This is a genomic window from Ellagibacter isourolithinifaciens (genome assembly GCF_008831035.1).
Taxonomy (GTDB): domain Bacteria; phylum Actinomycetota; class Coriobacteriia; order Coriobacteriales; family Eggerthellaceae; genus Ellagibacter; species Ellagibacter isourolithinifaciens.
Map to the genome: position 1 here is coordinate 54,021 of NZ_WAJR01000008.1, position 15,407 is coordinate 69,427.

Annotated in this window: 9 protein-coding genes; 7 read left to right on the forward strand and 2 right to left on the reverse strand. The window is 61.8% G+C overall.

Annotated elements, in window-relative coordinates; genetic code table 11:
* Together glmM and F8C90_RS04770 are read left to right on the forward strand one after the other, a co-directional pair.
* Entirely contained in the window at positions 1-1,377 is a 1,377-nt protein-coding gene (glmM, locus tag F8C90_RS04765; RefSeq protein WP_158049315.1) for a phosphoglucosamine mutase, read from the forward strand.
* Between the two features lie 69 nt (positions 1,378-1,446).
* Positions 1,447-2,397: a leucine-rich repeat domain-containing protein gene (locus tag F8C90_RS04770; RefSeq protein ID WP_158049316.1), complete on the forward strand. Its 951-nt coding sequence runs from the start codon at positions 1,447-1,449 to the stop codon at positions 2,395-2,397.
* Positions 2,398-2,941: 544 nt separating this feature from the next.
* Here the strand turns inward: F8C90_RS04770 and ppk1 are convergent.
* Positions 2,942-5,572: a polyphosphate kinase 1 gene (gene ppk1 / locus F8C90_RS04775; protein WP_211361024.1), complete on the reverse strand. Its 2,631-nt coding sequence runs from the start codon at positions 5,570-5,572 to the stop codon at positions 2,942-2,944.
* A gap of 86 nt (positions 5,573-5,658) precedes the next feature.
* On the reverse strand, positions 5,659-6,621 hold the full coding sequence (locus tag F8C90_RS04780; RefSeq protein WP_158049346.1) for a Ppx/GppA phosphatase family protein: 963 nt from the start codon (positions 6,619-6,621) through the stop codon (positions 5,659-5,661).
* A 256-nt stretch (positions 6,622-6,877) separates the two neighbouring features.
* Here F8C90_RS04780 and recJ point away from each other — a divergent pair, with 256 nt between their 5' ends.
* The 5 genes from recJ (at position 6,878) to F8C90_RS04805 (ending at position 15,369) form a co-directional block, all read left to right on the forward strand.
* Positions 6,878-10,225, forward strand: a complete 3,348-nt coding sequence (gene recJ, locus F8C90_RS04785) for a single-stranded-DNA-specific exonuclease RecJ (protein ID WP_158049318.1) — start codon at positions 6,878-6,880, stop codon at positions 10,223-10,225.
* A gap of 194 nt (positions 10,226-10,419) precedes the next feature.
* Positions 10,420-11,283 (forward strand): hypothetical protein, encoded by an 864-nt coding sequence (locus F8C90_RS04790; protein ID WP_158049319.1) that lies wholly within the window; start codon positions 10,420-10,422, stop codon positions 11,281-11,283.
* A gap of 153 nt (positions 11,284-11,436) precedes the next feature.
* Positions 11,437-13,815 (forward strand): RelA/SpoT family protein, encoded by a 2,379-nt coding sequence (locus F8C90_RS04795; protein ID WP_425481726.1) that lies wholly within the window; start codon positions 11,437-11,439, stop codon positions 13,813-13,815.
* Between the two features lie 96 nt (positions 13,816-13,911).
* Positions 13,912-14,559, forward strand: a complete 648-nt coding sequence (locus tag F8C90_RS04800) for an MBL fold metallo-hydrolase (protein WP_343030124.1) — start codon at positions 13,912-13,914, stop codon at positions 14,557-14,559.
* Positions 14,560-14,736: 177 nt separating this feature from the next.
* Positions 14,737-15,369 (forward strand): DUF47 domain-containing protein, encoded by a 633-nt coding sequence (locus F8C90_RS04805; protein WP_158049322.1) that lies wholly within the window; start codon positions 14,737-14,739, stop codon positions 15,367-15,369.
* Positions 15,370-15,407 lie beyond the last annotated feature (38 nt).

Here is a 15,407-nt window from a genome sequence, read left to right on the forward strand (position 1 = left end):
ATGGCACGTCTATTTGGAACCGATGGTGTCCGCGGAGTCGCGAACACCGAGCTCACCTGCGAGCTTGCCTATCGCTTGGGACAGGCTGCGGCCGTGTTCCTCGGCAAGAACATCGTGGTCGGCAAGGACACCCGCTTGTCGGGCGACATGCTGGAATCGGCGCTTGCCGCCGGCATCATGAGTGCGGGGGGAACCGAGCTTTCGGTGGGGATTATCCCTACGCCTGCGGTTGCGCTGCTCGTGCGCGAGCTGCACGCCGACGGCGGTGCGGTGATCTCCGCTTCGCATAACCCGCCGGAGTACAACGGCATCAAGCTCTTCGACGCCGAGGGCTACAAGCTTCCCGACGAGGTGGAAGATAAGATCGAGGAGTTTATCAAGAAGGGCGGCCTCGAGGGTGCTGCTGATCGAGCCGAGGAGGGCGCGGAGGGCGAGGACGCCGCCGCGATGCTTCCCGGCGACGAGGTGGGCGTTGCCCTTCCTGTTGACGAGGCCTGTGAAATCTACATCGAGCATGCGGTTCAGAGCGTGCGCGCGCAGGGCATCGACTTCTCGGGTATGCGCATCGCGCTCGACACGGGGCACGGCGCCTCGTCGCTCACAAGTGCTGAGGCCTTTCGCCGCTTAGGCGCGGAGGTCATCGCCATCAACGAGGACTTCGACGGCACCGATATCAATGTGAACTGCGGTTCCACCCATCTCGAACCGCTTGCCCAGCTCATGCGCGAAAGCGGTGCGGACGTCGGCGTGGCGCACGACGGCGATGCTGACCGAGTGATGCTCATGACGCCCGACGGCACCGAGATCGACGGCGATATGGTCGAGGCCGTATGCGCGCTCGATATGAAGCGCCGCGGGTGCCTGCCCGAGGACACTGTCGTGTCCACCGTGATGTGCAACCTCGGGTTCGTCCACGCGATGCGCGACAACGGCATCACTGTCGTGCAGACGAAGGTGGGCGACCGCTATGTTCTCGAGGAGATGCGCGCGAAGGGCTACGCCATCGGCGGCGAGCAATCGGGCCACATGATCCTTCTTGAGCACAACTCCACGGGCGACGGCCTTATGACGGCTTGCCAGTTCCTCGCGGCGGTGAAGCGGGCGGATATGCCGGTGGCTGATGTCGTTTCTATTATGAAGAAGTTCCCGCAGACGCTTATCAACGTGCGGGTGCGCGACAAGCATGCGGTGGAAGGCAACGAGGCCATCGCCGCTGCCGTCGCGAAGGCCGAAGAAGCGCTTGGCGATTCGGGCCGCGTGCTGCTGCGCCCGAGCGGCACGGAGCCCGTGGTTCGCGTGATGGTCGAGGCGGAGGACGCGGACGCCGCGAAGACGCATGCCGAGGCGATTGCCGCTGTCGTTGAGGCCGAAATCTAGAAGATATCGCATATCGCCGCTGTTCACCGGGGGCGGTTTCTTTCCTGGTGCTCGAGGTGAGGGAGACCCATGGCATACGAGATCATAGTCGCGAAGTTCACCCCCGACGAGCCGGATGAGCGCATCGATGCCGTGCTGCCCGACGGTGTCGTCGGCATCGGGGCGAAGGCGTTTCGCTTCAAGGGCGAGGTGCGTTCCTTGCGCGCCCCCCAAAGCCTCATTGAGGTGGGGGATGCCGCCTTCGATGGCTGCCGCAACCTCGTGCAGGTCGATTTTCCAGGTGATGTCGCTATGGTGGGAAAGCGCGCTTTCCAACACTGCACCTCGCTGCGCGAGATAACGTTTGCTGAAACGCTCGGCTGCATCGATGACGCCACGTTCCAGGGAGCAACCTCGCTTTCCCGCATCGTGGCGCCTGGGGTGACCGAGATCAACCGCTATGCCTTTCAGCGTTGCACCTCGCTTGTTGACGTGCAGTTTGGCGCCCTGAAGACAATCGGCCGACGTGCGTTCGCAAGCTGCACCGAGCTTGAGCGGATCGAACTGCCCGGCACGTTGAAGGTGATTGGAGAGGAGGCCTTCTCGGGATGCCAAGCCCTTCGCGAGGTCGTGATCCCCGAGAGCGTGGAGGAAATCGAGCCGCGGGCGTTTCGCGGATGCACCAGCCTCGATGCGGCCTCGATTCCCGAGAGCATTGTGCAGCGTTTTCCCGAGTCGTTCACGCAGGAAGTGGCGGCCAGGGCGGGCGTCGTGTTGAAGACCGAGCGCACGCGGCTTTCGGCGGCGTTTCAGGAAGCGCACGAGGCGGATCGGGCGGAGCTCATGGCCGATGGCAAGCGCCTGTGCGCCGAAGAGGACGAGCTGCGCAAGCAGCTCGCTGGCCTGGGCATGTTCGCGCGTGCGGAGAAGGATCGGATCCAGGCGCGGCTCGACGAGCTGGAAGGCCAGCTTGCGGAGGTGCGCGATTTGATTGACGCGCTCGACAACCCGACCGACGAGGAGCTGCTCGCGATGCTGTAGCGCGCAGGGGAGGCGCGCGGTCCTCGGGGTGCGTGCGCGCCCATACGCCCCGAGCCGTCGCTCGCGAGCCCGGCGTTCAAGATCGCGCGTGTCTGTCAGCTCGGTGTTCGGGCGCTCGGGCGCGATGGCCTGCGCGGGCTCGCGGGATGCTGTTCTTGTGCCCCTAAACCTTTCTTTCTCGAAATCGATTCATCGTGGACAAAAAAGGTCGATATGTGAGGAGTAGTATAAGGCAAACTTCCTTTCGATAATTCGGACCTGGGAAAACGCTGACATAAGCGCGAGCGAGCAATCGCTACCGACTTCGAGGACTCACATATCGGCATTATTTGTCCCTCGCACCTCGTTTTTCGAAAAGAAGGGTGGCCGGCGGTTCCGGCGATGACCCTTGATGCACCACAAATCGGGACGCGATTAAAAAGTGTGTCCGAAGGGCGTTGACGCAGGCCAGCACACATTTTTCGTTGCACCATTCAGCAAGAAGGCCCGCTTAGACGGGCCTTCTTACATGCTACGATACGCCCGCGGCAATAGGGAGAAATGTTTACTTTCTCCTGTTGGAGAAGCGAATGGCTGCGGCAAGTGCGCGTACGAGCAGGCTCGGCTTGTGCGGCGGTTGCTCGATGTGGGGCAAGATCGCCGTGGTCGTCGCTTTCTCGGCGGGCTCGATAGCATCGGGCTCGAGCGCAGGCTCGGAGGTGCTAGCCGCGTCTGCGGGAGCGGCACTGCTCGTCGTGCTCGTCGCCTCTGGAGGAACCGTGGCAGCCTCCGAGGTCGCGGGAGTCGCCGCGCCTGCGGGGGCCGCAGCCGCTGCCGCGGGGGCCGTCGCCGTCACGGGAGTTGCAGGCTCAGCAGCTGCGACCGCCTCGCGCTTCTCAACCTCGCGCTTCTCAACCTCGCGCTCGACTTCCACCTCGGTGCTCATGCGCGCCTTAAGCCGCGCCTCGTCCATGAAATGCGCCTGCGAGTCGAAACGAATCGTCTCGCCCTCGGGGCTCACCTGCGCGAAGAACCCAAGCGGCGTGTAGCGACGGTTGGGAAGCAGCTCGCGCAGCTTTGCCGTGTCGGAAAGCGAGACATCGATGTAGGACAGAATACGGTCGCGCAGCTTCTCGTCGAGCACGGGCCAGGCGATTTCCACGCGCTTGTCCATATTGCGCGTCATGAGGTCGGCGCTCGCCAGGTATATTTTCATGTTCGTGCGCGGTCCGAAGCCGTAGATGCGGCTATGCTCGAGCATGCGCCCCACAATGGACACGACGCGCACGTTCTCGGTATAGCCTTCCACGCCTGGGACCAGGCACGATATGCCGCGAACGAGCATGACGGTCTTCACGCCCGCCTGCGATGCCTCCGCGATCTTGTCGATGATCTCTTTGTCGGTGACCGAGTTCGTCTTGAAGAACAGCCCGCACGGCTCGCCTCGCCGCGCAAGCTCGATCTGGTGGTCGATGTTCTTCAGGATGAGCGGTTTCACCTGCAAGGGCGCTACCCACAGCACATCGTAGTTGTCCGACACGTTCTCAAGCGCCATGTTGCGGAAGAACTCCGTCGCATCGCGGCCGATCGTGGGGCTCGTCGTGATGAGCGACAAGTCGGTGTAGAGCTTGGCCGTCTTCTCGTTGTAATTGCCCGTGCCGAGCTGCGTGATGTGCTGGATACCGTCGTCGGTCTGGCGGGTGATGCAGCAGATCTTGCTGTGCACCTTATAATCGCGGAAGCCGTAGATGACGTTGCATCCGGCCTGCTCGAAGCGCTGCGACCATTCGATATTGTTGCTCTCGTCGAAGCGCGCGCGCAGCTCGAACAACGCGGTGACCTCCTTGCCGTTCTCGGCGGCGTCGATGAGCGCTTCGGCGAGGTGCGACTGGCTTGCCAGGCGGTAGAGCGTGATCTTGATCGAGATGACGTGCGGGTCGCGCGACGCCTCGCGTAAAAGCTGCACGAATGGGTCCATGCTCTCGTAAGGGTAGGAAAGCAGCACGTCGCCTCCTGCCGTCACCTGGTCCATGATGGGACGTTTGCGGTCGAGACATGCCGGCCATTGCGGCGTGAACGGCGGATACACGAGCGCTGCGCATTGCTTTTCGGAAAGATGCGAAGCTAAGCCCCAGGTGAAGCTCAGGTCGAGCGGCACCGACGTCGTGAACATCTGATGCTTTTTCAGGTTCAGGCGATCGAGCAGCAGAGGCTCGAGGGTGTCGGAGAGCTCGCGCTCGCTCTCGAGGCGCACCGGAGCCAGGCGCGCGCGCTTCTTCAAGATGCGCTTCATGTGCTCGCGGTAATCCTCGTCGTTCTCGTCGGTGGACTCCGTTGCGTCGATGTCGGCGTTGCGCGTGACGCAGATGACGTTGGTATGCTTCACGGTGTACATGGAAAATACCTGTTCGGCGACCATTTCCACCACATGCTCAAGCAAGATGAAGGAAAAACCATCGCCTGGCAGCTTCACAACGCGCGCGCACTGGCGCGGCAGGGGGATGAGGCCGAGCATGGTTCCCTCGGCGCCGACGTTTTGCGAAAGGGAGGCGTTCTTCGTGGATTCTTTCGCCGGCTTCCCCTTGCTTTTCTTGCCTTTCTTTCCCTTCTTCTTGTGCTCGCTTTTTGCCTGGTCTTGGGCGTTGTCGGCTTCTTCGTCGAGACGCACGACGATGTAGAGCGCGCCGTTTTCCAGATGCGGGAAGGGGTGGCGGGCATTGATGATCTGCGGGGAGAGGAACGGTGTCACGTTGGCTTCGGCGTATTCTGCCAGGTAGGAGCGCTGCTCATCGGTAAGCTCGTTGGGACGAACATGCGTGACCCCGACCTTGTTCAACAGCAGGCGAACCTGCTCGAAGGTGCGTTCGTAAGCAGGGTAGAGCTCGTGGCAGCGCAGGTAGATAGCGCGAAGCTGCTCGGAGGGCGTCATGTTGGACTTGGAATCGACAATGTGCTTCTTCACGAGCGACAAGTCGGTCAGGCTGCCGACGCGCACCATGAAGAATTCCTGCAGGTTGCTCCAAAAGATGGAGATGAAGTTCAGACGCTGCAGAAGAGGGACCGACTCGTCGGCGCCCTGTTCGAGTACGCGCTCGTTGAAGTCGAGCCATGACAGCTCGCGGTTCTGCAGATAGGGTGCAGGGTTGCCTGCTGCGGGAATGACCTGGTCAGATGAAGTGGGATTGTCGTTGGCCATGCAGAGAGCCTCCTTGATGTGCATGATGACGCGTTCTTAGCGCTGCCCTTCATGATAACGCGCCGTGGAACGATGAGCCGAAAGCGTTACTGAGCCTTTACCCTCGAGCAAGGCGCATTGCCAAGCATGCGCTCGATGAGATAGCCTTCGCGTACGCCGCGCTTGCATATTTCCAGCTTGCGGGCATCGAGCTTTTGCATGAGCGTGCTGAGGATGACACAACCGGGCCCGACCGTGTGGATGCGCTCGGGAACGGCCCGCGCTGCAAGGTGGGCGAATTTCGACGGGTTGTTCTCCAGAAGATCGAGCAGCGCATCGAAATGCTCGGGTGTGAGGGTTTTCGGCCGGCAAGACTCGCCGGTCATTTGGGCGTAGAGCTTTGCGGCGGCACGAGCGCTTCCTCCGACGCCATAGAGCGTCTCTGCACGGTACTTCTTGAGGTCAACAGGTGTTTTTGCAACTTGATCGAGGAACGCGCGCTCGATTGCTTCGACCTCGTCTGCCTGGGGCATGACGAACTCCACGTATCCCGCGTAGGAGGAGAGCGATCCTTGCCCGATGCTCACGTCGTCGAAGTCGCGCCCTTCTTCGACGCGGATGAGCTCGGTTGACCCGCCGCCCAGATCGACCACGGTGCCCTTCTCGATCGTGCGATCGCATGAGGCTCCCGTGAAGCTGAGATGCGCCTCGTCGCGGGCGGAAAGCAGGTTCACGGGAGCTCCTATGGCCTCTTCGATTGCGCGGATGGCCTTGCGGGAGTTCGTGCAGTTGCGCAGCACGGCGGTTGCGAAGATGTCGGTGCGTACGCAGTTGAAATAGCGCGCTCGTTTCAGGTGCCCGGAGAGCACGCCGACAGCACGGGCGATGCCCTCCTGGGTGAATTCGCCCGCTTCGACATAGGCCGAAAGCCCCGCCATTACCTTGTCGTTGATGATGCTTCGGAAGTCCTTGCAGGTAATGGGCTTCTTTTTGCTTATGCCGTCCTTCACGTCGAAGATGACGAGGCGCACTGAGTTCGACCCCAGGTCGATTACGCCGTAGTTTGCCATAGTGCTTTCCATTTCCTGTTAAGCTCGGTTTTTCTCCATCCTAGCGTAGCGTCTCGGGCAATGGGGAAATCTTTACGCGTCCTTTACGCTCGCTCTGATTAGACTCCGTATTTGGGGCGGGCCAATGGTTGGTTCGCGCGAGCGGCGTATCGGCCGTCTGCCCCGCAAGGTCGAAGTGAGCTGTGACACCATGCGGTGATTGTGGGAAAATACGCAGCGAGAAAAGATAACGATGCATGTTTAGAGGTAGATTTCCATGTCAGCTCAGTTCAACATTCGCCGTGCGTCGAGTCGCATGGTATCGGTGCTCCAGCGAGAGCTTGACCTGCCCCGTTTCGTCGCGGCAACGCTTGTCGGCCGCGGAATCGATACCCCGAAGGCGGCCCGCGCGTTCCTGTTTCCCTCGTTCAAGCACGATTGGCTCGACCCCTACCTGATCCCTGGGCTCGGCGACGTTGTCGACGCGCTCGAGGACGCCGTGCGGAAGGGCCGCCGCATCCTCGTGTTCGGAGACTTCGACTTGGACGGCATATCCGCGACGACGGTGCTCACCCGTGGCCTGCGGGAACTCGGGGCCGACACGGTGCCGTTCATCCCGAAGCGCTTCGAGGAGGGCTACGGCATCACTGCCGCGGCACTCGAGCGCGTGAAGACCTACGGCCCCGATTTCCTCGTGACGGTCGACTGCGGCATCGCCTGCAAGGCCGAAGTGAAGCTCGTGCAGGCGGCGGGGATCGACGTCGCGATCACCGACCACCACGAGCCTACGGACCTGGTTCCCGAGGGCGTGCCCGTCGCCGACCCGAAGATCGACGCCACGTGCCCAAGCTGCGTGCTCGCCGGCGCGGGCGTGGCGCTGAAGCTTGTGCAGGCGCTCGGTGCTCGCTTCGGCAAGCCCTACCTCTGGCGCGATTTCGTTGACTTCGCGACACTTGGCACGGTGGCCGACCTCATGCCGATGCTCGGCGAGAACCGCCCGCTCGTGATCGAGGGCATCAAGATGATGAACAAGGCTCCGCGCCCGTGCATCGCTGCGCTGCTCGAAACGTCGGGAGCGGTTGGCAAGCCTCTCACCAGCACGAACCTCAGCTTCTCGCTCATTCCGCGCCTCAATGCTGCAGGGCGCATGGGCAACGCCGACTTGGCGCTCAACCTGCTCATGTCCGACGACTTCGACGAGGCGTACCGCTTGGCGACCGAGCTTGAGGGGCTCAACGACCAGCGCCGCGCGATCGAGGCCGAGCTCTCCGAGATCGCGAAGGTGCAGGCTGCGGAAATCTACCACGGTCAGCGCGCTCTCGTCGTTGCGGGCGAGGGGTGGCACGAGGGCGTGAAGGGCATCGTGGCAAGCCGCCTGGTCGGCATCTACGGCGTGCCGTGCATCCTTTTGACCATCGACGGCGACGAGGCGCGCGGCTCAGGCCGAAGCGTCGGACGCGTGAACCTGTTCGCCGCGGTCGAATCGGCGTCTGACCTGCTTGTTCGCTTCGGTGGACACGAGGCGGCGGTGGGTATCACGCTCAAGACTAGGGACATTCCCGCGTTTACGAAGGCGCTCTGCGACTACCTTGACAAGCTGCCCGAGGACGACTTCCACCCGCTCATCGAGATTGACACGTGCATCAATCTCGATGAGCTCACGCTCGAGACGGTGGGGGCGTTGAAGCAGGTCGCCCCCTTCGGCCAGGAGAACCCGACGCCGTGTTTCCTTGCGCGCGATGTGCTGCTCACTCATTGTCGCGCCGTCGGCGCCGAGAAGAACCATTTCTCGTGCACGCTCACGAACGGTCGCTCGTCGATTTCGGGAATCATGTTCCACTGCACCGACATCGACATGCTCATGGCAACCGACAGCGTGGTGAACGCGGCGTTCCAGGTGGAGATCGACACTTGGCGCGGGCGCAAGTCGGTGAAGGCGATGCTGCAGTCCGTTACGCCTGCACGCACGTGCCCTGCGCTCGAGGCGTGCCTCGAGCCGGAGAACCTGTCGTTCGCGGCCGACCTGTATGCCACGAGCGATGCGGAGCTTTGCGAGGATTGCTGCGAGAGCCCCGAGGACATCGAGGCCTACGAGGCGGAGCGCGAGAAGAACCGCGCGCTATGGGAACAGAAGGCGCAAAGCGACCCCGACGCGCTCGAGGACGCGGTGGTGCGGGCGATCATCGGCGACCGCGAACTGCACAAATCGCAGCGCGTGGTGCTCTCGAGCCTTCGCGCGGGGAACTCCGTGCTCGCCGTCATGGCGACGGGGCGCGGCAAGTCGCTCACCTTCCAGGTGCATGCGGCATGCGAAGCGCTCGCGCACCATACGGCGAGCCTGTTCGTCTACCCGTTGCGTGCGCTTATTGCTGACCAGGCGTTTCACATCAACGAAGCGCTCTCGCCCTTCGGGATCAACGCGTGCACGCTCACGGGGGAAAGCGCGCCCGACGAGCGCCGCCAAGCCTTCGCGGGCCTGGCGGACGGCTCGGTCGACATCGTGCTCACGACGCCGGAGTTCCTCGTATGCCATGCCCCCGAGTTCGCGGCTACCGGCCGCATCGGCTTCGTCGTAGTTGACGAGGCTCACCACATCGGCCTTTCGCGCGCGGGCCATCGCCCCGCATATGCGCAGCTCGGAAGCGCTATCGCGCAGATGGGCAACCCGGTTGTGCTCGCGCTTACGGCAACTTCGGACGAGGCTGTCACCAGTGATATCGACCGTGTGCTCCCCGTGGCGGGGCACGTGGTGGACGACACCATGCGCACGAACCTCCATGTGGTCGACCAGCGCAACCTGCGCAATCGAGGTGACTACCTGGCGACGCTCGTCGCGCAGGGCGAGAAGAGCGTCATCTACGTGTCCTCGCGCGAGCAGTCGGTGGCGCTCGCCCGCAACCTGCGCAAACGCGTGCCGCAAATGGCGCCGCTCATCGGCTTCTACAACGCGGGCCTTTCGCGTGCCGAGCGCACGCGCGTCGAGGAGTTGTTCCGCACGGGCGCGATCGCGGTACTCGTGGCCACGTCGGCGTTCGGCGAGGGCGTGGACATTCCCGACATCCGCAACGTCGTGCTCTTCCAGCTGCCGTACAACGAGATCGAGTTCAACCAGATGAGCGGCCGTGCGGGGCGCGACGGCAAGGACGCGCGCGTGCATCTGCTGTTCGGGCGCTCGGACGTGAAGCACAACGACCGCGTCTTGCAGGACATGACGCCCGATCACGATGTGCTTGCCGAGGTGTACCGCACGCTTCGTACGTGGCAGCGCAAGACGCCCGGCGAGTTCTTCGAGATGGCCGATGGCGAACTCGCGCATATCGTGAGCGGTGCGGGCTGCGAGATCACGGCGGCGTCGGCGGCGTGCGGTATTGCGGTCTTCCGCGAGCTGGGGCTTATCGAGACGCATGTGGCCTACGCATCGGGCGAGGGCGCGCGCATGGTGCGTGTGAAGGAAGGCGCCGGGCGCGTGGAGCTGACCGACAGCGTGCGCTATCGCGAGGGCTTAGGCGAGCGCGACATCTTCAAGGCCTTTTACGAGTGGGTGATCGACTGCGATTGCGCGCGCCTCGAGCAGCGCGTGTCCGGCCCCATCACCCCGCAGATGAAGCCGCTGCATCTGCGGTAAAGGGAACAATCTGAAAGGGAAAATAGCCGTATTACCAGGTGTTTTACGACTTCCTATCCTGCCGCACATTGACGCTTTGGCATGTCTCCACGTATTATTATGTCAACATGAGGACAATGCGATACTCGCATCGAGAACGAAACGTCGGTCGGCCTTGCATAAGGCTGGCAGCTGCCTAAGACAAAGGAGACGCTATGAACATCTCACGGCGCGTTTTCACAACCCTTGCCGCCCTTGCGCTTGCGTGTAGCTTCTCCGGATACGCGGGGCAGGCTCAGTCAAGTGATTCTTCGGGCGCTTCCTCTTCGAGCGATTCGGAGGCGGCCGAGGCGAATTCTAAGGAAGCTGTGCTGCATGTGAGCGCCCTTAGCGCTGCGTGCAGCTTCGATTCGCTGCGCGACGATTCCGACCTTATCGCCGAAGGCCGCTACCTGGGGAAATCCGACCCCATTCTGGTGATTCCCGTCGTTGGCGGCATCGATGCGGCAATGTATTATACGGATTACTACTTCGAGGTCGACAACGTTTTCAAAGGTGAGGCTCTCACCGACGACGCCGCATCGCGCGGCTCGTCCGTCATCTCCGTTCGCATGAAGGGTGGCGCTGGCGACAGGGTGGCTGTCGTGAACGATGATGCTCCCGAACTTGAGGAAGGGTCGAGCTACCTGCTTTTCCTCTATCGCGTTTTGGACGGCCTCGATGGCAACACTGAAGGGAACCACTACTATTCGTTCGGCGACAAGCTGGGCATATGGGAAAAGGATTCCGCAGGAAACTTTGCGAATGCCGAGGTCGGCAGCGTAAGCGCTGATTCGCTCGCCGTGATGCCCATAAGCGACGCCGCTCCCGCTTCCGAACAGAACCTCGCATCCGAAGACGCGATGATCGACGACGTTCGCGCGCTCTATAACGAGGGTCAAATCGATAAGAAGACGCTCGATGCGTACGAGGAGCTGTATTCGGCGTCGCGCAACGGTTTCGCTACGGTGGGAACCGACGACGACGTGCGCGCGTTCGAGGAGGCGATGGTGGAATCGTCGGCAAGCCAAAGCTCGTAGCGAACGCCTTGCCCGCGCGGGGCACGACCAGTTTCCCCAAGTCCTCTTTTCCCTTTGACGAATCGAGTAGAATGAAGTCACTACGATTTAGTTTCAAGGGAAAGGAGGACTGACATGAGCACCAACGGCCGCAACGGCGGCGATGACGAGATAATGCTCGGCGAATCGCTCAAGTCGTCTTCCGAAAAGCAGACGGTTGATGATGTCATGCTTGGGCGCGCGTACACGCCCGAGAAATCGTTTTCGGTGGCGCCTCGTCCCACCGAGGTGGGGGAGCTTCACTCGACGGAAACCCCGGAAGAGCGTTTCGTCGAGCTGCAGCGCCTGACCGACGGTTACCTGACCGACGACGAGCGCGACATGCTCGAGCGCGCGTTCCGCTTCGCCGACGCGGCGCACAAAGGCGTCACGCGCAAATCGGGCGAGCCCTATATCATCCACCCGGTCGAGGTCGCCATCATCTTAGCGGACTTGCGCATGGACGGCGAGACGCTGTGCGCCGCGCTTCTTCACGACACGATCGAGGACACCGACGTCACCTACCAGGACGTGGCAACCGAGTTCAACGAGAACGTGGCCGCGCTCGTTGACGGCGTCACCAAGATTACGCGCATCGAGGTGGAAAGCCTGTCGGACAAGCAGGCGGCCACCATCCGCAAGATGTTCGTCGCCATGAGCAAAGACATCCGCGTCATCGTGATCAAGCTGGCCGACCGCCTGCACAACATGCGCACGCTCTCGGCGCTCAAGGAGGATCGCCGCATCTTCAAGGCGCGCGAAACGCTCGAGATCTACGCTCCCATCGCGCACCGTCTGGGCATCAACTCGGTGAAGTGGGAGCTTGAGGACCTTTCCTTCTACTACCTCGAGCCAAACAAGTACAAGCAGGTCAGCCGCATGGTCACCGAGTCGCGCGCCGAGCGCGAGCAGTACTTGGGCGAAGTGATCGACACGCTGCACGACGAGATGAAGAAGGTCAACATCGTCTGCCAGATCATGGGCCGCCCGAAGCATCTGTACTCCATCTATCAAAAGATGGTGAACAAAGGCAAAGGCTTCTCCGAGATCTACGACCTCATCGCCGTGCGCATCATCGTGAAGTCGGTGAAGGATTGTTACTCGGCGCTGGGCGCGGTACACACGCTGTGGCATCCGATGCCCGGGCGGTTCAAAGACTACATCGCCATGCCGAAATTCAACATGTACCAAAGCCTGCACACCACGGTCATCGGTCCAGCGGGGCGGCCGCTCGAGGTGCAGATCCGCACTGAGGAGATGCATCGTCAAAGCGAATACGGCGTGGCGGCGCACTGGCGTTACAAGGAAAAGGGCGAGAAGGCCGACGCCGCGCTCGACCAGCAGCTGGCGTGGCTGCGCCAGATGGTCGACTGGCAAGACGAGACGCAGGACTCGCGCGAGTTTCTGAAGGACTTGAAGGTCGACCTAGCGCCGACTGAGGTGTTCGTGTTCACCCCGAAAGGCGAGGTCATGAGCTTGCGGGCGGGATCAACGCCGGTCGATTTCGCCTACGCCATCCACACCGAGGTGGGCAACCACTGCGTGGGCGCGAAGGTAAACGGCGCCATCGTGCCGCTGACCTACGAGCTGCAGCTGGGTGACCGCGTGGAAATCCTCACGCAGAAGAGCGCCACGCCTTCGCGCGACTGGCTGAACATCGTGAAGACGCCCTCGGCGCGCAACAAGATCCGCGGATTCTTCAGCAAGGCGAGCCGCTCCGACGATCTGCAGATAGGCCGCGACCGCTTGACGCGCGAGATGAAGAAGCACGGCATCGGCATCTCGAGCGCCAACTCGATGCGCGCAATCAAGACGATTTCCGAGCACATGGGTTACAAAAGCCCCGATGACATGCTTGTCAACATCGGCACGGGGAAGGAAAGCCCGCAGCATGTGGGCAATCGCTTGTTGAAGCTGCTTGTCGACGACGGGAACGAGGAGTCGCGTGCCGGCGTGCTCGGGCAGTCTGAGACGAGCCCCGGCGTCATGCCCCCCATGATCACAAGCGTCGTCTCGCCGAAGCGTCGCGAGGCGCACAGCTCGAACGGCATCGTCGTGAAGGGCGTCGATGACGTGCTCGTGCGCTTGTCGCGCTGTTGCAACCCGGTGCCGGGCGACAAGATTTTGGGCTTCGTGACGCGCGGTCGCGGCGTGTCGGTGCATCGCGCCGATTGCCCGAACGCCGAGGAGCTTATGAAGCACCCCGAGCGCATCATCGAGGTGGAGTGGGAGAAATCTGCGCCGTCGAGCACGTCTTACAAGGTGGAGATCTACATCGAGGCGATCGACCGCTTGAACCTGCTGCGCGATGTCACGGTGGTCCTCTCCGACATGGGAGCGAACGTGCTGTCCTGCAATACCATCTCGCACCGCGACGGCATGGTTGAGATGCGCTTTTTGTTCCAGGTGTCGGATATCTCGCTCATCGATGCGGTGCAGCGCAAGTTGCTCGGGCTCGAGGGCGTGTTCGACGTCCATCGCATGCTCCCCGGGCAAGGGGGGAAGAAGAAGTAATGGTCGTTCGTTCGCAGGCGTGGTGGGCGCGTGCCTCGCTTGAGCCTGCCTGTGGACTGTTCCTATCGAAAGGTTGAGGCAATGTCTCTTCGAGTGGTGAAAAAAACGTGCGTTGACGTGTGTTTTCTCGTGCAGGGAATGCTCGAGAACAACGTGTACTTCATTTCGGACGGCGAGGCGACGATGGTGGTCGACCCGTCATCGGACGCGGAGGAGATCATGCGCGCGCTCGACGGGCGCGAGCTTGACGCGATTGTGCTGACGCACTGCCACTCCGATCACGTGGGCGCAGCGGCCGACTTGCGCCGCCTGACGGGTGCGACGGTGATTGCGTCGAAGATCGATGCCCCCGAGATTTGCGGGGAGAAGCCCATCTCTCGCGACAATTGGAAGTTCAAGGCCTGCCCGGTCGACTTTCGCGCCGAGGACGGCGACGTTGTGGAAATCGGCAACATGGCATGGAAAGTGATGGTAACCCCTGGCCACACCAAGGGTGGCATGTGCTGGTACCTCGTGCCGCAGTTCGGCAACCACGAGAGCGGCGCACCTGTCCTCATTTCGGGCGACACGCTGTTCGAAGGGTCTGTGGGGCGCACCGATTTCGAGGGCGGAAGCATGAAGGAGATGCGCGCATCGCTTCGCAAGCTGGCGTTTCTGCCCGACGAGACGATCGTCCTTCCCGGACACGGCAGGCAGACCACCATCGGAGCCGAGCGGAGCCGCACCTTCGCGCAGTGGGCGTAAGAACCCGCCGATTGCGCCGCTGCGGGGCTTTCTGATATCGTCTGCGGCAATTCGCGCGAATCGCGTTGGGAACTCAGTAAAGAACACGTTAAACTCTGGGCGTTTGAGCGTCAGCGCGACCTCTTCCCGGGGCTCGCGTTCTTCCGGTCAATTCGCTTAGCGAAAAGGAGTCGATGAATGGGCAAGAGGCACCATAAGTACGACTATTTCAGCGCGTTCGAGAGCTTGTCAGAGCTTGCGGTCGATGAGGCCGACCTGCTCATCAAGGCCATCGAGGACTTCTCTACGGCCGATGCGCTCAAGGAAACGATGGAGAAGGCGCACGCCATCGAGCACAAAGGCGACGACATCAACCACGACATCTTCCGCAACGTGGCGACCGATTTCATCACGCCGATTGACCGCGAGGACATCATCGGCCTCGCCCAGGCGCTCGACACGATCATCGACGAGCTTGAAGAGGTAATCCAGCGCTTCTACATGTACGACGTGCATTTCATGCACAAGGATGCGCTCGAGTTCGCGCGGCTGCTGAAGAAAGAATGCAAGGCGCTCAACAAGGCCATGGAGGACTTCCGCAACTTCAAGAAGTCCAAGAAGTTCAAGTCGCTCATCATCGAGGTGAACACCTACGAGGAAGAGGCCGACCAGCTGTTGATGCACGTCATCCGCGATTTGCACACCACCGATTGCGAGAACACCATGCGCGTGATGGTGTGGTCGCGCATCTTCGAGCACATGGAGAACTGCGCGGACGCGACCGAGCACGCCGCCGACTGCATGAGCACCATCCTGTTGAAGAACGTGTAACGCGCAGATAGAGCGCGCAGCGTGACGACGGCTGGCCA